Source organism: Sphingomonas sp. Ant H11 (assembly GCF_000797515.1).
GTDB lineage: Bacteria > Pseudomonadota > Alphaproteobacteria > Sphingomonadales > Sphingomonadaceae > Sphingomonas.
In genome coordinates, this window is sequence record NZ_JSBN01000178.1 from 1 (window position 1) to 20,423 (window position 20,423).

The 20,423-nt window shown below is 65.0% G+C and carries 16 protein-coding genes, 1 tRNA gene and 2 pseudogenes; 8 read left to right on the plus strand and 11 right to left on the minus strand.

Features of this window, described 5'->3' with window-relative positions:
• On the minus strand, window positions 1-1,130 hold a 1,130-nt coding region (locus NW75_RS21070), incomplete at its 3' end, for an HAD-IC family P-type ATPase (protein ID WP_033967361.1).
• Between the two features lie 78 nt (window positions 1,131-1,208).
• Window positions 1,209-2,759 carry a polysaccharide lyase family 1 protein gene (locus tag NW75_RS21075; RefSeq protein WP_033967372.1) on the minus strand — a complete coding sequence of 517 codons (1,551 nt, stop codon included), beginning with the start codon at window positions 2,757-2,759 and terminating at the stop codon, window positions 1,209-1,211.
• A gap of 324 nt (window positions 2,760-3,083) precedes the next feature.
• Here NW75_RS21075 and NW75_RS21080 point away from each other — a divergent pair.
• Window positions 3,084-4,032: pseudogene (locus NW75_RS21080) on the plus strand (cation diffusion facilitator family transporter).
• Here the strand turns inward: NW75_RS21080 and NW75_RS21085 are convergent.
• From NW75_RS21085 to NW75_RS21095, 3 genes and pseudogenes are all read right to left on the minus strand, one after another.
• On the minus strand, window positions 4,029-4,712 hold the full coding sequence (locus NW75_RS21085) for a DUF4893 domain-containing protein (RefSeq protein ID WP_052192565.1): 684 nt from the start codon (window positions 4,710-4,712) through the stop codon (window positions 4,029-4,031). The pseudogene NW75_RS21080 and the gene NW75_RS21085 overlap by 4 nt on opposite strands.
• Window positions 4,713-4,788: 76 nt before the next feature.
• Window positions 4,789-5,573: pseudogene (locus tag NW75_RS21090) on the minus strand (3-hydroxybutyrate dehydrogenase).
• 20 nt (window positions 5,574-5,593) lie between these two features.
• Window positions 5,594-6,757 (minus strand): patatin-like phospholipase family protein, encoded by a 1,164-nt coding sequence (locus NW75_RS21095; protein ID WP_033967362.1) that lies wholly within the window; start codon window positions 6,755-6,757, stop codon window positions 5,594-5,596.
• Window positions 6,758-6,899: 142 nt separating this feature from the next.
• Between NW75_RS21095 and ypfJ the strand changes: the two genes are divergently transcribed.
• Window positions 6,900-7,817 carry a KPN_02809 family neutral zinc metallopeptidase gene (ypfJ, locus tag NW75_RS21100; RefSeq protein WP_081988858.1) on the plus strand — a complete coding sequence of 306 codons (918 nt, stop codon included), beginning with the start codon at window positions 6,900-6,902 and terminating at the stop codon, window positions 7,815-7,817.
• Window positions 7,818-7,862: 45 nt separating this feature from the next.
• Here ypfJ and NW75_RS21105 read toward each other — a convergent pair whose 3' ends face one another.
• Window positions 7,863-8,864, minus strand: a complete 1,002-nt coding sequence (locus NW75_RS21105; protein WP_171010490.1) for an NADP-dependent oxidoreductase — start codon at window positions 8,862-8,864, stop codon at window positions 7,863-7,865.
• 155 nt (window positions 8,865-9,019) lie between these two features.
• Here NW75_RS21105 and NW75_RS21110 point away from each other — a divergent pair.
• Window positions 9,020-9,095, plus strand: a tRNA-Ala gene (locus NW75_RS21110).
• 24 nt (window positions 9,096-9,119) lie between these two features.
• On the opposite strand, the gene NW75_RS27045 is transcribed toward NW75_RS21110, so the two are convergent.
• The 4 genes from NW75_RS27045 to NW75_RS21120 form a co-directional block, all read right to left on the minus strand.
• The gene (locus NW75_RS27045; RefSeq protein ID WP_231565363.1) at window positions 9,120-10,427 is read right to left on the minus strand and encodes a hypothetical protein; all 1,308 of its coding nucleotides are present in this window, start codon (window positions 10,425-10,427) and stop codon (window positions 9,120-9,122) included.
• Between the two features lie 165 nt (window positions 10,428-10,592).
• Window positions 10,593-11,405 carry a YncE family protein gene (locus NW75_RS27050; RefSeq protein ID WP_231565364.1) on the minus strand — a complete coding sequence of 271 codons (813 nt, stop codon included), beginning with the start codon at window positions 11,403-11,405 and terminating at the stop codon, window positions 10,593-10,595.
• On the minus strand, window positions 11,332-11,931 hold the full coding sequence (locus NW75_RS27055) for a hypothetical protein (protein ID WP_231565365.1): 600 nt from the start codon (window positions 11,929-11,931) through the stop codon (window positions 11,332-11,334). Before NW75_RS27055 ends, NW75_RS27050 begins: the two co-directional genes overlap by 74 nt.
• 64 nt (window positions 11,932-11,995) lie before the next feature.
• A complete protein-coding gene (locus tag NW75_RS21120; RefSeq protein WP_231565369.1) occupies window positions 11,996-13,798 on the minus strand; it encodes a CocE/NonD family hydrolase in 1,803 nt (600 codons plus the stop codon).
• Between the two features lie 218 nt (window positions 13,799-14,016).
• Between NW75_RS21120 and NW75_RS21125 the strand changes: the two genes are divergently transcribed.
• The 4 genes from NW75_RS21125 to NW75_RS21140 all read left to right on the plus strand — a co-directional run bounded on the left by NW75_RS21125 (window position 14,017) and on the right by NW75_RS21140 (window position 17,635).
• The gene (locus NW75_RS21125) at window positions 14,017-14,865 is read left to right on the plus strand and encodes an oxygenase MpaB family protein (RefSeq protein WP_033967374.1); all 849 of its coding nucleotides are present in this window, start codon (window positions 14,017-14,019) and stop codon (window positions 14,863-14,865) included.
• A complete protein-coding gene (locus NW75_RS21130) occupies window positions 14,862-15,605 on the plus strand; it encodes an NUDIX hydrolase (RefSeq protein WP_033967365.1) in 744 nt (247 codons plus the stop codon). The genes NW75_RS21125 and NW75_RS21130 overlap by 4 nt, the downstream gene beginning before the upstream one ends.
• A gap of 66 nt (window positions 15,606-15,671) precedes the next feature.
• Complete coding sequence (gene der, locus NW75_RS21135; RefSeq protein WP_033967366.1) at window positions 15,672-17,069, plus strand: ribosome biogenesis GTPase Der; 1,398 nt, start codon at window positions 15,672-15,674, stop codon at window positions 17,067-17,069.
• 152 nt (window positions 17,070-17,221) lie between these two features.
• The gene (locus tag NW75_RS21140; RefSeq protein WP_033967367.1) at window positions 17,222-17,635 is read left to right on the plus strand and encodes an Hpt domain-containing protein; all 414 of its coding nucleotides are present in this window, start codon (window positions 17,222-17,224) and stop codon (window positions 17,633-17,635) included.
• Window positions 17,636-17,661: 26 nt separating this feature from the next.
• Here NW75_RS21140 and NW75_RS21145 read toward each other — a convergent pair whose 3' ends face one another.
• Window positions 17,662-19,971, minus strand: a complete 2,310-nt coding sequence (locus tag NW75_RS21145) for a hypothetical protein (RefSeq protein WP_033967375.1) — start codon at window positions 19,969-19,971, stop codon at window positions 17,662-17,664.
• 82 nt (window positions 19,972-20,053) lie between these two features.
• Between NW75_RS21145 and NW75_RS21150 the strand changes: the two genes are divergently transcribed.
• Window positions 20,054-20,347, plus strand: a complete 294-nt coding sequence (locus NW75_RS21150) for a hypothetical protein (RefSeq protein WP_033967368.1) — start codon at window positions 20,054-20,056, stop codon at window positions 20,345-20,347.
• Window positions 20,348-20,423: the final 76 nt, after the last annotated feature.

Consider the following 20,423-nt stretch of genomic DNA (forward strand, 5'->3'; position numbering starts at 1 on the left):
GCGTCGAGCGCGCCGCGGTCTCCACCGAGAGCGGCGGCAATGGCGGCGAGCCGCGCCGCGCGCGGGTCCGTTGCCCCGGTGGGCGAGAGGCTGCGCGCGAGCGTGATTTCAGCCGAGGTCAACGTGCCGGTCTTGTCGGTACACAGCACCGTCATCGCGCCGAGGTCATGGATCGACGCCAGCCGCTTCACGATCACCTTGCGCCTGGCCATTCGCATCGCACCGCGCGACAACGTGACGGTGGTAATCATCGGCAGCAATTCGGGCGTCAGCCCCACCGCCAGCGCGACCGCGAACATCAGCGATTGCAGCGCCGGTCGCCCGAAGAACACACTCGTCGCCAGCACCACCACGACCAGCACGATCGTCAGCCGCGCGGTGAGCAGCCCATAACTGCGCAAGTCGCGCTGAAAGGGGGAAAGTTCGGTCGCTTCGTCCAGCGCCGCCGCCGCGCCGCCAAACACGGTCGCTGCCCCGCAATGGACGACCAACGCGATTGCCTCGCCGGTCTGGCCGACCGCGCCGCGAAACAGCGCATTCGACGCCTCGCCTGCCGTCTCACCGGTGACCGTGCCGGGGCGCTTTTCCACCGGATACGGCTCGCCGGTCAGCGCCGCCTCATTGGCGGTGAACGCATCACTATCGAGCACCAGCCCGTCGGCCGGGATGATGTCGCCCGCGCGCACCCGCATCACGTCGCCGGGCACCACGCCCTCGACCGCAATTTGCACGAACTGGCCGTCGCGCTTGACTTCGGCCTTCAGCGCCACCGTCCGCCGCAGCGCCGCCGCCGCGCCCAGCGCCTGCCGTTCCTGCACAGCCTCAAGCCCGATCGAGATCGACAGAATGGCGACGATGATTGTCCCGCCCACGGAGTCGCCGGTGGAAATCGACACGATCGCCGCGACGAGCAGGATCAGCGACAGCGGCTCGAACAGGCGGCGGACGATTGCGTGAAACACGCCGGTCTGGCGCGCGATCGCATCGGCATTGGGCCCATAATGCGCGAGCCGCTCGTCGGCCTGCGCTGTGGTCAGCCCGTCATGGCCGCAATCAAGCTCAATCGATACTGCGTCGGCGCTGCGCGTCCAAAACGGCGCGGTGGGGGAGCCGGGGGCGGGGGCGTGCATCCCGCCACTATCCGTCGGCGGTGGGCGCGCGGTAGCTTCGGAAACTACGCACGCGCCCGGTGGTGGATCGTGCCGCTGTCAGAGCTTGCCGGCACCCGCATTGGCGATAACGGTGCCGATCAGACCGGTGGTCGGCTTGAGCACATAGCTGTAATTGGCGGCGGGCGACCAAGTGCTGGCGGTAACGGCAGCGTTGGAGGCGCGCAGCGGGGTGGTGACATCGACGGTAACGCCGTTCAACTGCGTGCCCGAATCGGCAAAGGTCGACGCGCAATCATCGGCGGTATAGCCCGTGGTGATGCACCCGCTGGTACGCGCGGCGCTGACCGAAATGCCCCACAGATTGTTGACGGTCCCCGCCGTTCCCGGCGTGATGATAGCGTTGTTTTCGGCGATGATCTTGCCGCTTTGCCCAACGGTCCAGGCCACCAGGAAGGGTTCGTCGGCGGTTTGGTCGAGCGAGACCTCATAATAATTGTTGTACACATGGACCTGGCCAAAGCGCACCCGCGGCATCCGCTGGCGCAGGCCCTGGAAGTAATTGTCGTGGAAGGTCACCTTCAGCACGCTCGGGTTTTCCGCCGTCTTGCTGGCCGTATCGGTGCCGCCGATCAGGAACGATTTGTCATGGCCGAAGAAATAGCTCTTCGAAATCGTGACGAGATTGCCGAGCTTGGTCACGTCGATCAGCCCGTCATGATGCTGCACCTTGAAGTCGCTGCCGGTGTAATTCACCGCCCCGACCGTCTCGGTCCATACCGAGGGATAGAGGCGGTCGATCCGCGCGCCGTCGCTGAAGGTGCTGTGGTCGATCCAGACATGCGTCGCATACAGCACCGAGATCAGATCATAGGCCGAGTTCCAGCGCCCGGTGGCGGAATCGGTCGGGTCCCATTGCGGGAAGAAGTCGAACGCATCCTCGAAGGTGATGTTGCGCACGACGACATTGTCGATCGGCGCGCTGCTGGTGCCGAGGATCAGATTGCCGTGGACGAGCTTGGCATCGCTGCCCAGGCCGATGATCGAAGTGTTCGACGGTACGAAGATCTGCACGACCTTCTTTTGCAGCGCGGCTGCACAGACGCGCGCGTTTTCGGGATTGCCGACCGGCAAGCTGGCATTGCCGTATACGCTCGGGCGATAGGCGGCGAGATAGGCGGTGGTCAGCGCGGCCTCGGCGGTGAACCCATAGGTCGTGCTCGCGCAACTGCCCTTGATGTAATCGTCGGCGGTCTGTTCGGTCAGCGCCTGGTTCATGTTGAGACTGATTTGCCCCTTCACGTAAATCAGCTTCTTCGCCGGATCGAGCGTGCCCGTATAGCTGCCATCGGCGGCGATCGTGGCGGTGTTGCCGTACAGCGCCTGGATCAACTCGTTGCGATTGGTAACGGTATAGGTCTTGGCCGCCACCGCGCCGTCGCCCCCGGTGGTGCCGGTGCCGGTCGCTGCCCAGCCATCGGCACCGAGCGAGGAAGCAGGCGTTGGCGCGGGGGTGGCGGGGCTGGGCGTCGGCGTGCTCCCGGTCGTGCCGCTATTGACGACGGTTACCCCACCGCCGTTATTGGAATCTCCGCAGCTCGCCAGCACCAAGGCTGCTGACGTCATCAAAAACACCGCTTTCATGGTCATGATCACTCTCCCCTGTGTATCAACCTATGCTGTAGACACCGGTGTCATACGGATTTTTGCCGCATGCCGGTCTTCGTCGCACTCCTGACTTGCGGGTGATCCGGAACGTTAAGCGTGCGAAGTCTCTGCCCTCGCGTCGCTAGGCCCCTTCCTCCCGGCATCCTCCATCGATCCGTCGCGCCGGATTCTTGTTTAGGAAGGGGAGATTAGCCACGTTGATACCGGTGTCAATAAAGGGCTTGGCTGCTTGGGCTGTTTGGTGTCGAGCCTTCACGCTATGTGCTGGTAACCTCCAACGGTCGGGGGCCAAAAATAGGGAAATCCATGTCGGCAACCAAGCAGGGCGGAGCCAATTTCGTCGTTATCGCGGCGCTCTTCGCCAATCTCGGCATTGCGCTCGCCAAATTCGTGGCGGCGGCGATCACGGGATCGTCGGCGATGCTGACCGAAGGCTTCCACTCGGTCGTCGACAGTTTCAACCAGCTCCTGTTGCTGTACGGCCAGCATCGCGGACGTCGTCCGCCCGATGAGGCGCATCCGTTCGGCTATGGGCGTGAGCTGTATTTCTGGAGCTTCGTCGTCGCGATCCTGATCTTCGGCGTCGGCGCGGGCGTGTCGATCTACGAGGGCTGGGTCCACATTCTGGAGCCCGAGCCGCTGCACGATCCGCTGGTCAATTATATCGTGCTCGGCGTCTCCTTTGCGCTGGAGGGGGGATCATGGTTCGTCGCGGTGCGCGAATTCGCCGCCGCCAATCGCGGCAAGGCTGGTGGGCGGCGGTACGCAAGTCCAAGGACCCGGCGGGCTTCATCGTGCTGTTCGAGGATTCGGCCGCAATCGCCGGCCTGATCGTCGCCGGGGTTGGCGTTTGGGCCAGTCAGGCCTGGGGCGACCCGCGGATCGACGGGGCGGCGTCGATCGTGATCGGCGTCATCCTTGGTATCGTGGCGGCGTTGCTGGCGCGCGAGGCGAAGGGCTTGCTGATCGGCGAGGGGGCCGATCCGGCGGTGGTGGCCAAGGTCCGCGCGATTGTCGCGGCACGGCCCGAAATCACTGCGGTCAACCATGTCCGCACCATCACACCGCGCCTGACAGCATCTTCGTCGCGATCAGCGCCGATTTTCGCGATCAGATCACGATGGGCGACGCGGAGACGCTGATCGAAACGATCGAGACCGAGTTGAAGGCGGCCGAGCCGATGCTGTCGTCCATCTATATCCGCCCGGAAAAGCGCGAGAATGCGGCAACGCTTCCTGCGGGACCGCCTCGTTAGCGCTTGGGAGCAGGGACAATCTCGACGACGTCAAGCAGCGATTCGAAGCGGGGATAAGGGAGCACCAGCCGCCAGCGCTTGTCGCCAATCCGTTCGATATAGCCTGCCATGTCGCGATTGCTGTCCTGCCCGTAACTGAGCGGTTTGGTCTCGTCGCCGAGAACCATCGTTCCCAAGAAGACGGCGCGCGCTTGAGACTCGGGGAACAGCAGCCCGACGGGACGCTGCGCCCCGGAAACCTTGTACAGGCTCGACACCTCACCCTCATCGTCGACCTTGCAATCGACCGGAGGATAGGTGGTCACGTCGTGCATGGCGGTTCCGTTCGCGCCCAACTTGATGACGCGACACAGATAGCTGCCGGGAGGCGGCATTGCCCCGCTCAGCGCGCGGTCCGGGTCGAAGAGTAGCGAATCCGAGGCGACAACCGTGGCCTTTGCGCTGCCTTGTGCCTTGGCCAGGGCATCGACCCACGCCTGTCGCCAGTTGCGCAAGCGCGTCCGGTCTTCCGCAGTCGCCACGCGTCGCCAGTCGATTTCGGTACTTGGCGCGGCGCGCAACGATCGCGGCTCGGCGATGCGCACCTCGATCGTCTTGCTTGCCTTGCCGCCGCACCCAGCGAGCAGTGCAGCGGGCAAAGCGCACACGATCGACCCCAGGATTCGGGCTAAAACCTTCAAAGCGACCGATCCCCTATTGCGATAGCCCGACACCTAACCACGCCAGCAAAGGGTTGCCAAGGGTAGGGCTACCCGATCAGGCTGCGGTCCAGCCGCCATCGACCGAAAGGTTTGCGCCGGTGATCGATTTCGCCTCGTCGCGGCACAGGAATAGGGCCAGCGCGGCCACCTGGTCGACCGTCACGAATTCCTTGGTCGGCTGCGCTTCGAGCAGCACATCGTTGATGACCTGCTCACGCGTGAGCCCGCGCGAGGCCATCGTGTCGGGGATCTGGTTTTCCACCAAAGGCGTCCAAACATAGCCTGGCGAAATGCAATTGACGGTGATGCCGTCGGTCGCGGTTTCCAGCGCGATCGTCTTGGTCAAGCCGGCCAGGCCGTGCTTGGCCATGACATAGGCCGATTTGTTCGGGCTGGCGACCAGCGAGTGCGCCGACGCCGTGGAAATGATCCGGCCCCATTTCTTGGCCTTCATGAACGGCACTGCCGCCTGCATCATGTACCAGGCCGAATTGAGGTTGATCTTGATGATCGCTTCGAACTTGTCGGCCGGGAAATCCTCAATCTTGGCGACATGCTGGATGCGGCATTGTTGACGATGATGTCGGGGCCGCCCAATTCGTCATGGCAGCGCTTGACCATCGCTGCGATTTCCTCGGGCTTGGTCATGTCGGCGGCATCGTACAGCGCCTTGGCACCGCTTGCCGCTTCGAGCTTCGCGCGCTCGGTCTCGATCGCGGCGGCATCGCCGAATCCGTTGATGACGACACTCGCGCCTTCGGCGGCAAACACCTTGGCATATTCCAGCCCGATGCCAGAGGTCGATCCGGTGATGATGGCAGTCTTGCCCTTGAGGAACATGGCGGAGTCTCCGTTGCGAATCAAAGGGTTGGTAAAGGGGGGTGTTTCACGGTCAAGTCGAACGCGGCGCTTCGGCCCGTTTCGATATTCTCGGCGACCAACTCGGCATTGGCCATCGTTTCGGCCACCGCCGCCTGGCCCGCTTCCCAATGCTCGCGCATCGTGCGGGCGGAAAATTCGAAATCACGGCTGCCGCCCTCCCAGGCATTGGCGCGGTAGATCAGGTGAACGAGGTTGACGGGATCTTCGTTCGATTGCGCCCTGAGCGCGACAACGTCAGGGTCGTCGCGCAGTTCCGGCGGCAGTTTGGCGAGCACCCGCCGCGCCAGCTCGCGGTCCTTGCGGATGCGCATCACCTGGTCGGACACTTGCCGCGTGCGGCTGGAAAACCGGATTTCCTTCTCGCGCGCCATTACGTCCATTATCGTGCGGGGGCGCTCCGTCGCCGCCGCAAACAGGTCGATCTGGAAGGCGAGCAGCGGGCCTTGCTGATGGTCGAGTACGTGTGTCAGCGGGGTGTTGGACACCAGCCCGCCGTCCCACCACAGTCGCCCGTCAATCTCGATCGGTGGCAGGCCCGGGGGCAACGCGCCCGATGCCATGATGTGGCGGGCGTCGATCCTGGTTTGCGTCGTATCGAAATAGTTGAAATTGCCGCTTTCGACATCGACCGCGCCGACCGACAGCCGCACCGGACCGTTATTGAGCAGATCCCAGTCGATCAGGTCGTTCAGCGTCTCTTTCAGTGGGGCGCTGTCGTAGAAGCTGACCGCCTCCGGCGTGCCCGGCACCGCCAGCATGGGCGAAAGGAAGCGGGGGGTGAAGAACCCCGGCACACCCGCCGCCAGCACGAATCCGGCCGACCATTCGTGGATGAATTCGCGGATATGGTCATTGGGGAAGATCGGGAAGCTCGGCAGTGCCGAAGTCATCAGGTCCCAAAAGGTATTCAGCCGCTGCACGCGCCGCTCGGGCGGGTTGCCCGCCACGATCGCCGCATTGATCGCCCCGATCGAAATACCGGCGACCCAGTCGATCTCGATCTCGCTTGCGGCGAGCCCTTCGATTACGCCCGCCTGATAACTGCCGAGCGCGCCGCCGCCCTGCAATACCAACGCCACGCAATCGGGTAGAGGAAGCGCCTTGGCGCGGCGTTTGGGCGTGATCGTCTCGGAATCGGCCATGCGCCGGACATGCGCGCGTTGTGATGCGGGATCAACGACAGTTTGATGAAATGGACGTCATCCAGGCGCGCCATAGCCGTTGCAACCAGCGTCGTCCCCGCGCATTCATGCGGCAACGGTAACGACCTCGGGATCCCTTGCAATGCGCCTCGACGATTTCGACCCCAATATCAATGTCGAGGATCAGCGCGGGCAGGGCGGTGGTGGTTTTGGCGGTTTTGGCGGTGGCGGTGGCGGCGGGTTGATTTTTGGCCTGCTGCCGCTGGTGTTCAGCCGATTCGGGTGCGGCGGCGTTGCTGTATTGCTGGCGGTGCTGTTCTTCTTCGGCGGTGGGCTGGGGATGCTCGGCGGCGGTGGTGGCGGCGGGCAACTGTCCGCTCCGAGCGCGCAAGTCGGCCAACAGCAGGCGGGCACGGACACGGCGTCGAGCTGCCGCCTAAACGCGCAGAGCCTCGCCGCCTGCAATGCCTTCAGTTCGGCGGACAAAACTTGGGCAAAGCTGCTGGGCTCACGCTTCGAGCCGCCCAAGCTGGTATTTTATGCGCGCGACGGTCGCTCGGGATGCGGCGCGGCGCAAAGTGCGATGGGGCCGTTTTTATTGCCCGCGCGACCAGGGCATCTATCTCGACACCAGCTTCTTCGACGAACTTGCCAACGCTTCGGGGCCAAGGGCGATTTCGCGCAGGATTACGTGATCGCGCATGAATTCGGTCATCATATCCAGAATTTGCTTGGTACGTCGGACAAGGTCGCGGCGATCCAGCAGCGCGGCAGCGAAGTTCAGGGCAATCAGGCCTCGGTCAAACTGGAGTTGCAGGCGGATTGCTATGCCGGGGTGTGGGCCGCGCAGAACAAGGATCGGCTCGATCCAGGCGATCTCGAGGAAGGTCTTACCGCCGCACACGCGATCGGCGACGATACGTTGCAGCAGGAATCGCAAGGGCGTGTGGTGCCCGACAGCTTTACCCATGGCACCTCGGCGCAGCGCATGGCGTGGCTGCGCAAGGGGATGGAAACGGGCGACCCCAACCAGTGCGACACCTTCTCGGGCGCACTCTAAAGCCAGCCAAGGCCCTCTCCCGCGCCTGCGGGAGAGGGCGTCAGCTCACAGCTTGACCAGCATCTTGCCGGTGTTGCCGCCGGTGAACAGGCCGAAAAAGGCATCGGGCATCGCGTCGAGGCCCTCGAACACGGTCTCCTCGTTCTGCAACTTGCCCTCGGCGAGCCAGCCGCCCATCACGCGGTAGAATTCGGCCGCCTTGCCCATATGGTCGCTGACCAGCAGCCCGGTCATCCGCATCCGCATCCCGATCAGCCGCGCGAGATAGCGCAGCTCGGTGGGTTTGGACGAATTGTAGATGTCGATCATTCCGCAAATCGCAAAGCGCGCGTGCAGATTGCCGGTCGCCAGCGCGGCATCGAGATGCTCCCCGCCGACATTGTCGAAATAGACGTCGATGCCGTCCTTGCCGAGCCCCTGCAGTGCCGCCAGCAGCTTCTTCAGCAACGGGCCGTCGCTTTTATAATCGATCACCGCATCGGCACCGAGCCCCTTTACCAGCGCGCATTTGTCGGCACCGCCGGCCGAGCCGATCACCGTCATCCCGCTCGCCTTGGCGACTTGCACCACGGTCGAACCGACCGCACCTGCCGCCGCCGAGACGAACACCACGTCGCCCGGCTTGGCCTCGGCGACATGCAGCAGGCCGAAATAGCCGGTCATCCCCGGCATCCCCAGCAAACCCAGAAATTGTTGTGGCGGTACGCCGAGTGCAGGCAGTTTCTGGACCTGTGCCGCAGGCAGCACCGCCTCATCGCGCCACCCCAGAAAATGCTGCACCACATCGCCGACAGCAAACCCCTCGGCGCGGCTCTCGATCACTTCGCCGATCGCGCCGCCTTGCATCGGCTCGCCGAGCGCAAAGGGCGGAACGTAGGATTTCACGTCGTTCATGCGCCCGCGCATATAAGGATCGACCGACAGCCAGCGATTGGCAATGCGCACGTCGCCTTCGTTCAAAGCGGTCGCGGGCAGATCGATCAGTTCGAAATCGCTCGCCACGGGCATGCCGTTGGGGCGGGATTTCAGGCTCCAGGCGCGGGACATCAGCATTCCTCCATTGTGTTTTCGAAGGTGGGGTATGCCGTGCCAGGCGCTTTGGCAACGAAAAAGGGTACGGGTGCGATCGCTGTAGGTTGCATCGCCAAGAAAGCCCCGTTAAGGCGGCATTCCCGCCTGAAAAGAGGGCCGGGGCGTGGTGCGGGGCTGTAGCTCAGATGGGAGAGCGCTGCAATCGCACTGCAGAGGTCAGGGGTTCGATTCCCCTCAGCTCCACCACGCCATCCCTTTGATTTCTCTGCCTTATGAGCAGCTCGCGGCGGCCACCGTCGCGGTGCGGCCTTGCCGCAAGTCCGCCCCGCTACGCACCACCGGCTCCGGTCCGCTGCCAAGCCCGCGCCACAAAGCGGTGTTGAACGCGGCGGTATCGAGCCGGTCCTCCTGCGCGAAATTCTGGCCTCGCATCGCGTCCGCCCAATATTGCGCGGTGTGCGTGGGGCAGGCGCGCGTGGCGACGGCATAACGGTCGTCGGGGATCGGCAAGGCCGTGGTCTTCAATACCGAAGCCGCCGTCGCACGGTAGCTCCACGGCGTTGCGGCCATGTCGAACACATCCGCCATCGGCAGCGCCAGCGCATCGTTCAGGCCAAGCGGCTTCAGCCCCAGCAGCGCCTCGATCGTCCGCAACAGGCTGACGGTGGTGTAACGGGTCGATACCAGCGCCTGCTGCGTCACATGCGCTCCAACGACAAAGGCGATGCTGCGCCGTGCATCGACATGGTCGGCCCCGTTTTGGGCATCGTCCTCGATGATGAATACTACCGTCGAATCGGCAACCTTGCTCGCGGCGATCCGCTCGATCACGCGGCCGATGGCATAATCATTGTCGGCCATCTCGGTCTCGACCGTGTTCACCCCGTCGATCGCGTCCTTGAAGTCGCCGAAATGATCATGGCTGAGCCGCAACAGCGTGAGCGCGGGGACGGTGCCGGCAGCATCGGCGGCGTCAAATTCACGCTGCCATTCGAGCATCCGCCAGTAATCGGGCATTTTCTGGTCGAAGCCGCGGAAATACGGGTCGCTGCGGCTGGCGAGCAGGCGGTCGCCGGGGGTGTAGATGCGCGTGCCGGTCTTGGCGGGTTCGCGCTCCAGCGGCTTCGCGCCGGGCTCGCCCGCGTCATAGATCGACGCATCCGAGAAACCGTAATTGCGCACGCTCAGCCCGGCGCGGATTGCTGCGCTCCACAGGAAGCCCTGGCCGGCGCTGGCATCATCATCGCCATCGGGCGCGGTCAGCAAGGCGGGGCCGGGCAGCACATCGGGGTCGGTCGGGGCCTTGGGGTTGACCGCGCGGCGCTCGGCTGGCGTCAGCGCGGTGTAGATCGAGCGGTCGGCTTCCTCGGCTTCATAGGCAAGGCCGCGCTGCGCATAGTTTACCGGCGCGTTCTTTTCGAGCAAATCGGGCACGCGCGCTGCCGTGGTCCAGGTCCAGCCGGTGCTCGATTGCTCGCCACTGTCGTAGAAATTGTCGAGCGTGACGAACTGCCGCGCGAGTTGATGGTGGTTGGGCGACAGGGCCTGCCCCAGGATCGCCAATTTTGGGGTCGCCATTGCCCTTTTCGAGATCGCCCAGCACCTGATCGTAGGTGCGGTTTTCCTTCACGATGAACACGACATGTTTGATGTGCGCGCGCAGTGCCGCCAGTTTCGCTTCGGCGGCGGCGCGCGCCGGGGCCGCGTCGAGGCCGATATTTCGCGCGACTTGCAGTGTAGTGGCTACCAGCGCCTTGGGGGGCGGGCAGCGGGAAATCGAGCAGCCCGGCCTTTTTCGAGCTGGAAGATATATTGGTTGGCGGCCCCGCACGCGGTCGGCTGCGCCTTTTGCACCGCCAGCTTGGGTGCGCAGCCGAGCGGGTTGGGGCCGGGCGGGCTCTTGCGGTTGACGACGAAGACGTGGTTGCCCTGCGCGCTGACCGCGACGGCGCTGGGATACCAGCCGGTCGGGATCAGCCCCTGGACTTGCATCCCCTGATCGACCGGTGCCACCACCGCCAGCGCGTTGATCCCGCCAAAGGTCACCAGCAACCGCCCGTCGGCGAGGCGCGCCAGGCCATTGGGGTTGACGCCCTTGCCCGGCGTGGCCCCCAGCGCGTCTGGCAGGCCGAGCCGGGGTTCCATCACCAGCCGGTCATGCGCGGTGTCGATCACCGCGAGCCGGTCGGCATTGTCCTCGGTCGCATACAGCCGCCGGGCTTTGCCATCGAGCAACAGCGCCGTCGGCGGCCCCAGCGTCGCGATGCGCGTGCCGACCTTGATCGCTTCGCCCGTCACCTCCAGCGCGACGATTTGCCGGTCGCGCGGGGCCGAAACATAGGCATGGGTCGCATCGCGCCATACGATCGCGAACGGGTTCTCGCCGCCCGCCACACCGGCTTGCGCGGCGTCGATCTTGCCGGGGCGCAGATCCTGTTCGACCAGCACAGTGCCGCGCGTCAGGTCGATCAGGCTGACCGAGTCATTGTAGTAATTGGCGACCAGCGCGCGCGTGCCATCGGGGCTGATCGCGATGCCCGCCGCCTGCGGCAACACATCGGCCCCCGTTGCCGGTCTTGTTATGGCCGAGCGCGATCGGTTTGCCGACGCTGGCGAAAGTGCCACTGGCACCCTTTTCGAAGACATGGACAACATCATCCACCCCGCCGCCCACCACAATGCGCGTGCCATCGGGCGACCAGGCGACGCCCGAATAGCTGTTGGGCATGGTCAGCGTCTGCAGCCAGGTCGGGCCCTTGGCGTCGATGCGGTAGCGGAACAGATATTGGCCGGACTGGGCCAGGACGAGCTTGCCGTCGGGGCCATTATAGCGGTTGAAACCACTGGTCAGCACCAGCATCTCGCGGCCATTGGGGCTGACTGCAATCGCCGCTGCGCCATCGGCGATGTACGCGGGGTTGGGGCCGGTTCGTGCCACCAGCGGCGCGAAGCGCGCACCGGGCGCTGCGAGCGGGGTAAGCGCTTGCCCCGTCGGCAGCGCCGTTCCCCGATCCTGCGCCGTGGCACTCCCTGCGCCCCACAGGGCAAGGGCAGTCGAGGCGAGGATCATGTCGCGGCGCATTACTGGGTCTCCTAGTGAGCGTGGCCTAGCGACATGATGCTACGGTAAAAAGACGCGGTGCCGTTCACTCCACCACCGGCAGCCACACAGCGCTGGCGGCGCCCGGCGCGTGGACGATCGTCTGGGTCGCCGCATGATAGTCGCCCGGCTTGGCGTTGAAGATGTTGGGCACGAAGGTCTGCGGGTTGCGATCGTAGAGCGGGAACAGGCTCGATTGCACCTGCACCATGATGCGGTGGCCGGGCAGGAACACGTGGTTCACATTGGGCAGGCCGAATTTGTAGTTCTCGACCTTGCCCGGCTTCAGCGCGGCGGGGGTGGCGCGACCATGCACATAGCGCCCACGATAGATTTCGATGCCGATCGGTAATTGATACCCCGCCAGCGCCGGGTGCGCGCTGTTCTCATCCGGGTAGACGTCGATCAGCTTGACCACGAAGTCGCTGTCGGTGCCGCTGGTGGCGGCAAACAGATCGACTTGCGGCGCGCCCGCAATATGCACCGGCTTGTCGAGCACGCCGGTCTGATAGCTCAGCACGTCGGGACGGCTGGAGACGAAGCGCTGGTCGGCGACCAGCCACGTCGTCCACACCGAACGATCCTTCATATGCACCGGCTGGGTGACGAACGGCACGGGCTTGGCCGGATCGGAGATGTAGCGTTCCTGGCCAGCCGTGGCGGGGGCGGTGAAGCTGAGGCTGTTATCCGCCTGGAGATATAGCGGCGTCGCCTTGCCCGCAGGCCAGTGCGTGAAGGACTGCCATTGGTTGATCCCGCTGGCATAGGTGATCGCCGCCGGGGTCGGCGCGGTGTCGGCGGGGGTGTCCTTCAGATAGCGGTCGAGAAAGGGCTTCATCGTGTTGCGGCGGAATTGCAGCCCGGTATCGCCCTCGAACTGCAATGCGCCAAGACTGGTGCCATCATAATTGACGCCGCTATGCCGCCACGGCCCGATCACCAGCGAAATCGGCGCATTCGGGTCCTTGTCCTTCAGCGCCTTGAATACTGCAGGCGCGCCATAGCTGTCTTCCTGGTCCCATTCGCCGACCACGACCATCGTCGGTACGGTCAGCTTGCGCTTGGCGAGCAGTTTATCGACCGCCTGTTCCTGCCAGAATTGGTCGTAAGCGGGATGTTCCATCAGCTTGCGGATCGCCGGGAAGATGTCGATGCCATAAGCGCGGGCAAAATCGCCCGCCGACCCCGCCTTCAGATAGGCGTCGTAATCGTCGCCGGTGCCATCGGCAATCGCGCCGCCCTTCTTGGCGGTCTGGCCGACGATGTAGTCGAAGTTGGTTTGGCGGAACGCGCCATTGTGGAACCAGTCGTCGCCGACCCAGCCATCGACCATCGGGCTTTGCGGCACCGCCGCCTTCAGCGCGGGATGCGGATCGATCAGCGCCATCAGCGAGGTGAAACCGAGATAGGAAGAGCCGGTAATGCCGACCTTGCCGTTCGTCTCGGGCACGTTCTTCACCAGCCAGTCGATCGTGTCATAGGCATCGGTGGCATGGTCGACCGCAGTCGGGTTGAGCGGCCCGCGCAACGGGCGCGTCGTGACATAGTCGCCCTCGGATTTGCCCAGCCCACGCACGTCCTGATAGACGCGGATATAGCCGTCATTGACGAACTCGGCATCGGCGATCGGCAGGATTTCCTCGATCTTCTGGCTGGGGTTGCGCCAGGTCGCCTTGCCGGCGTCATAGGGCGTGCGGCTGAGCAGGATCGGGCCGCCGTGCGTGCCCTTGCGCATCACAATGACGGTGAACAGCTTGGTCCCATCGCGCATCGGCACCATCACTTCGCGGCGGATGTAATCGGCTTGCGGGCGAACCTGTTGATACACCGCGACGGTGTCGGGTGTCATCGGCGCGGTTTGCGCCGAAAGCAAGGCGGGCGTGGCGAGCAGGGCAAGCGTGAGCGGAAGAATGCGCAATGGGGCCTCGCGAAATGACAGACGATGGCACGGTATAATCACGCGCCACGAAACCGGGGAAGCGATTTCGCGGGAAGAGGGCGGGCAGCGCGATTGTGGATCGACACGGACCCTATCGCCATCCCAACCATTCAGGCACGATGCCGCTTATGTCGCCAACCGATCGCCTGACTCGTCCGCTGAAAGGGCTCATCGTCGGGCAAGTGCGCGCGCTGTTCAACGACAAGACGCGGGGCGAAACACCGGTTGTGCGTAGCCCGGACGCGCTGTTCCCGCCGGATTCGGTCGCCTGGCGCGTGCATGGCGATGTGACGTCGATGCTGGTCGGCGGCATTGCCGCGCTGCTGCTGCAGATGCTCCATCCCAAGGTGCTGGCGGGGGTGTGGGACCATTCGGGCTTTCGCGAGGACATGCAGGGGCGCTTGCGCCGCACCGCGCGCTTCATCGCGGTCACCACCTTCGGCGCGCCGGACGACGCGCGGGCGGTGCTCGCCAAAGTGCGGCGAATCCACGATCATGTCGGCGGAACCTTGCCCGATGGTACGCCCTATCTGGCGAGTGACCCTGATCTGCTCGCCTGGGTGCATGTGTGCGAGGTGCTGTGTTTCCTCGACGGCTGGATTCGCTATGGCGAACCCACGATGAGCCGTGCCGATCAGGATCGCTATGTCGCCGAAATGGCCCGCATTGCCGAGCCGCTGGGCGTGTCGCCTGTGCCGCACACCCGCGCCGAGGCGGAGGCGATCATGACTGCGATGCGTCCTCAATTGCGGGTCGATACCCGGACGCGCGAGGTGGCGCGCGTGTTGCTCGATCAGCCAGCGCCCTCGCTGGCGGCGGGGCCGTTTCAGGCGATGACGTTGCAAGCGGGGGTGGACCTGCTGCCGGGCTGGGCGCGCACGATGCATGGTCTCGCCCAACCGGAGTTCGGCCGACCGTTGCTGCGCGCAGGCACCTTCGGCATTGCCAGCACCTTGCGCTGGGCGTTCCGCGCATGACGGCACCTATCCCCGCCGCCACGCTCGTGCTGTTCCGGCAGCGCGGGAGGGTGCCGGAGCTCCTCTTCGTCGAACGCTCCAAAGCGATGGTGTTTGCAGGCGGCGCATTGGTCTTTCCCGGCGGGCGGATCGACCCCGGCGACCGCGCGCTCGCGCTTGAACTCGGCGGCGACCCTGAGGACATGGCCGCCCGCATCGGTGCGATCCGCGAGACGATCGAGGAAGTCGGGCTGCCCATCGGCTTGCCGCCGATGCCCGACGCCATCTTTGCCGAGTTGCGCGCGGCGCTCCACCGGGGCGAGGCGCTGGGCGCGGTGCTGCGCGAACTCGATCTCGCGCTCGACCCTGCGCAGCTCGTCCCCTTCGCGCGCTGGCTGCCGTCGCACGCGCCCGCGCGGATTTTCGATACGCGTTTCTATCTGGCGCAGGCTCCGCTCGATGGTCCGGAGGCGGTGGTCGACGATACCGAGAATGTCCGCGTCTTCTGGTCGACCGCGCAAGGTGTGCTGGATGACGCCGATGCAGGACGCGCGCGTATCATCTTCCCGACGCGGCGCAATCTGGAGCGCCTCGCGCAATTCGACAGCTTCGCCGCCGCTGCCGCGCACGCCGCTGCGCACGAAATCCGCGCGGTCACGCCGTGGATCGAGCAACGCGATGGGGGCGAGCATCTCTGTATTCCCGACGACCTTGGCTATCCGGTCACCTCGGAACCGATTGCCGGGGTGATGCGCGGGTAGAACCCCGGTTCCGGCCCCGAATTGCGCGGGGGTGACGAAAGCGCGCGCGTGGCGTAAGGAGCCGTCATGCCCAATCTTCCCGTGGTCGCGATTATCGGCCGGCCCAATGTCGGCAAATCGACCCTGTTCAACCGTCTCGTCGGCAAAAAGCTGGCGCTTGTCGATGATCGCCCCGGCGTGACACGCGATCGCCGCGAAGGTGATGCCACGCTGGTCGGCCTCGATTTCCGCGTCATCGATACTGCGGGTTATGAGGATCAGGACGCCGCGTCGCTGCCCGGCCGCATGCGCGCGCAGACCGAGGCGGCGGTCGCACAAGCCGATGTCGCCTTGTTCCTGTTCGATTCGCGTGTCGGCATCGTCCCGCTCGACGAGGAAATCGCACGCTGGCTGCGCGGATCCACCACGCCCGTCATCCTCGTCGCCAACAAGGCCGAGGGCAAGGCAGGGGCCGACGGCATCCTTGAATCGCTGTCGCTTGGCTTTGGCGATCCCGTTGAATTGTCGGCCGAACATGGCGAGGGGCTGGTCGAACTGTTCGACGCGCTGCTGCCCTATATCGAGCCCGACAAGGACGAATATGGTGCCGATATCCCCAATGCGGATGACGAGGGCGAGTATAGCCCGGAAGCGCCGCTCAAGCTCGCCATCATCGGTCGTCCCAATGCCGGCAAATCGACGCTGATCAACCGCATCCTCGGCGAAGACCGCTTAATCACCGGCCCCGAGGCCGGGATCACGCGCGATTCGATCGCGGTCGACTGGGTTTGGCACGATCCCGAGCGCGAGCCGGGTGAAAATGCCCGCAAGGTGCGCCTGATCGACACGGCGGGCATGCGCAAGCGCGCCAATGTGCAGGACAAGCTCGAAAAGCTGTCGGTCGCCGATGCACTCCACGCGATCGATTTCGCCGAAGTCGTGGTGCTGCTGCTCGATGCCACGCGCGGGCTCGAATCGCAGGATCTGCGCATCGCCGATGCCGCGCTGCAGGAAGGCCGCGCGCTGATCGTCGCGATCAACAAATGGGATATCGCCGAAAACGGCTCCAGCCTGTTCAACGGCATTCGCGGTGCACTGGAAGAAGGGCTCAGCCAGATCAAGGGGATGCCCGTGCTCACGGTGTCGGGCGCGACCGGCAAGGGCATCGACGTGCTGCTGAAAGTCGCGTTCGAGACGCGCGACGCCTGGTCGCGCCGCGTCGGCACCGGGGAACTCAACCGCTGGTTCGAAAAGGCGGTCGAGGCCAATCCGCCGCCCGCACCCGGTGGCAAGCGCATCAAGCTGCGCTACCTGACGCAAGCCAAGACGCGTCCGCCCGGCTTCGTGCTGTTCGGCACGCGGGTGGACCAGTTGCCGACCAGCTATCAGCGCTATCTCATCAACGGCATTCGCCGCGATCTGGGCTTTGGTGCGGTGCCGGTGCGGCTAACTTTACGGGCACCGAAGAACCCGTTCGACCGCTGATCCCGGAGTCGGCACTGCAGCCGACTTATCGCGTAACGCCAGCCACTTGGTAGTCACGCGCCCGAAATGATTCTGCCCCGCGTCAACGGCTCGTTTACTTCGCGCGCGTAGAAGCAAGTGGTACTTTCGACTGAGAGTGCGGCTTGGAGGAGATGACGGTGACGCTCGATGAGACCATCCTGATCGACTGGAACGTGTTTACGCGGGCCCGTGCCGAGCTGGGTGCGGGCTTCGTCCGCATTTTGGGCTATTTCCGGGAAGACGGGGTCAAGTCCGTCGCCGCGATCGAAACCGCGATGCGCGCGCGCAATGCGGCAGCGATGGTGATTCCGGCGCACACCCTGAAAGGCGAAGCGCGTCAGTTCGGGGCCGAGCCGCTGGCGATCCTTGCCGAGCGGATCGAAGCGATTGCGCGCGATTGCGTGGAAAACCGTGACACGCCCGACGAGGCCCTCGAGGATATTGTCGCGCTGCGGCCGCTGTTCGAGCAGACGTTGGCGAAACTGGAGCGGGAGTCCAATCCGTTGGTCGAGCGCCGCCCGACCTTTGGGCGGCGGGCAAATTGACGGCCTAGACTGCCCGGCAGAGCAGATCAGGCACGCAGGCGTTCGATCGCCTGTGCCAGCGCGACGTACAGCTTGCCCATGTCGGACGACAGGATCGTAACCCCAAGCGGGGAGCCATCGCGCTGCGACAGGATCGTGCGGAGCATCGCCTCGAAATCGTGAATGTAGCGATTGACCTGCTCCCGGAAGGCCGGATCCTCTTCGTGCAGGCGCGCAATCTCGCGCGCTTCGGCACTATCCAGCAGGCGTACTGCGCGGCGCGTGAACACCCCGCGATCGCCCTTGAGATAGGCTGACCAGGCGCTGTCCGACACGTCTGTGGAGAAGGTCTTGGCGATGTCGATCGAAGCGGAATTGAGCGATTCGATCAGCAAAGAAACACGGCGCGCCAGCGTTTCCTGATCGGCATTTTCACGCTCGGCGCGCGCATCCTGCAGGCGGCTTTCGACCGAAGCGGTTGAATCGGCGATGGCGAGCATTTGCTGCGTAAGCCGTTCGGATACACGCGCGGCGGCGTCGGCGGCGGCTTCGCCCGCTTCTCCGATGCTGGCGAGTTGACGTTCGACCGCGACGCGGGTCGCGCGTTCCATCGCGGCGGCGCTTTGCTGTTCCAAAGCGTGCGCCGCCTCGGGGATGACGGTTGCGAGCGTTTCGCGCGCACGGTCGGCCGCGGCGCTGGCGGTATCGCGAACGCGCAGCAGTGCCTCGACCAGCCGGGGGGCGGCGTCTTCGGCAAAGCGATGCGTGCGCCCGATCGTATCGTCGACCATTTCGCCCAGCGCATCGGCCTTGATCTTGCCGTCGGACAGCGTGTCGAGCAGCGTGCTCGCCAGTTCGTTGACGGTGTCGCGCTGGAGCGCGATGACATGGGCGATCGATTCGATCGCGTCGTGCGTGCTCTCCGCAGCCGTCACCAGCGACAGCAATTCGGGCTTGGCCTGGCCAACGATCTTGCGGCTGACGCCAAGGCGGTCGTCGAGGCGGGCCAGCGCTTCGGGCAGGGTCTCGTCGATCTCGCGGGCGGCGGAATCGAGCGCCATCAGCAAATGTTCGGTCGAGGCGATGGCATGTGTCGCCATTTCGTCGCCGGTCTTGAGCGCTTCGGTCATCGCATCGGCCGATCCGCCGAGCGCGCTGATCGATGCTGCCAGCGACTGGGTCCGTTGAATACCCCGGTCATGGAGCGTCTCGAAGGTTTCGGAAACGCGGACGAGTCCCTGGTCGATCTCTTCGACGATGGTGTCGCTGGCCGCACGTTGATCGGCGAGGCGGGCGGCGACGCGATCGATCAGGGTTTCGATCTCGGCGATGCGCGCGGCCAGGCCTTCGGCACTGTCGTGTGCGGCGCGCTCCAGCGCGGCCTGGTTGGTGCCAAGCATCGCCAGCATGGCTTCGCCCTGTGCAGCGATCCCCTTGCGAGCTTCGTCGACGGCGTCGGCAGTGCGACCGAGCAGCCCGTCCACCGCATGCGACATGTCGCCGGTGACCTGTTCCAGCCGCGCGCCGGCGGTCTCGCTGGTCACTTCCATCCGCGTGATATGCGCCGCGAGCTTCTGGGCAGCCCCGTTTGCCACGGCATCGGCCTCCCGCCCGCGCTCCGCCAGCGCGGTGAGTTGGGCGTCGAGCGCGGCGGCATGTTCGCTCGCGGTAACGCCCGTCTCCTTGAGCAACTGCGCCAGCCCGTCGGTCTCGTTATGCGCGCGCGGCAACAGCGCCAGCAGCACTTCGAGCCGCGTATGCGCCTGGTCAGCCGCCGTAGCCAAGGTTGCCGCATGGGCGTCGGCGGTCGTGATTTGCGCGGTCAGGCCCGACCCGATCGAGGCCATCCGCGCAACCGCTCCGTCGCCCAACGCCATCAGGGCACTGGTTTGCTCGGCCAGGTTCGCGCGGTTGCTCTCGATGCTGTGCGCCAGGGCCGCGACGGTGCGTTCGAGGCTGGCGGCCTCGGCGCGCATCGCCTGTGCCGTCTGTCCGAAGCGACGCGCCTCGGCGGTGCTGGTGCGAAGCGCCAGTACCAGTAAAATCGCGATCAATGCCGGCGGCACGCACAGCCCGGCCACGAAATTGACCAGCGCAGGCGGCGTCAGCGTGGCCAAGCTGTCCCGCGACAACCACAGCATCGCGCCGATCCACCCCAGCGATGCGAGCATCCCCAAAATCGGGAGCCACGGCACCGACCGCGACGGTAGCTCATCGTCAATCGCTTCGGTCAGTTCGATGGGATCCTCCGGCATGGGCGCAAACTCCGCCATTGCCACAGCTTCTTCCGCGTCGGCTTCGGCGGGTGGCGCGGCGCTGTGCGGCCGCAGGTCTATGATGCGAGAACCCCCGTTCATCATGCTTGTTTATCACGAAAGTCGCCAGTTCAAAGCGAATAGCGAAACCTTGTCTTAACGCTTCCCCCGCTAGACGGGCGCAATGGCCTATGATCCCGGTGCAATCGATGCGACCTTGGCGGCAGCGGTGGGCGATGAGCCCGCCCTGATCGCGGAACTGCGCGGCGCATTTCTGGAGAGCGTCGAGCGCGGATTGGGCGTGCTGGACGCGGCACAGGGTGACGAGGCGTGGCGGGCTGCGGCATGGCGGATGCGCGGCCTCGCGGCGAGTTTCGGGGCAATCCGGCTGATGGCGATCGCGACCGAGGCGGCAGAGGCGACTGCGCATGACCCCGCGCTGATGCGGCGCTTGCGCCGCGCAGTGGAGCGGCTGTGATCGTTTTGCGGGCTTTGCCTTAATCGAGTCGAGCCCCTAACAGCTAGGCGATGCTGGCTGGATTGATTTTTGCGAC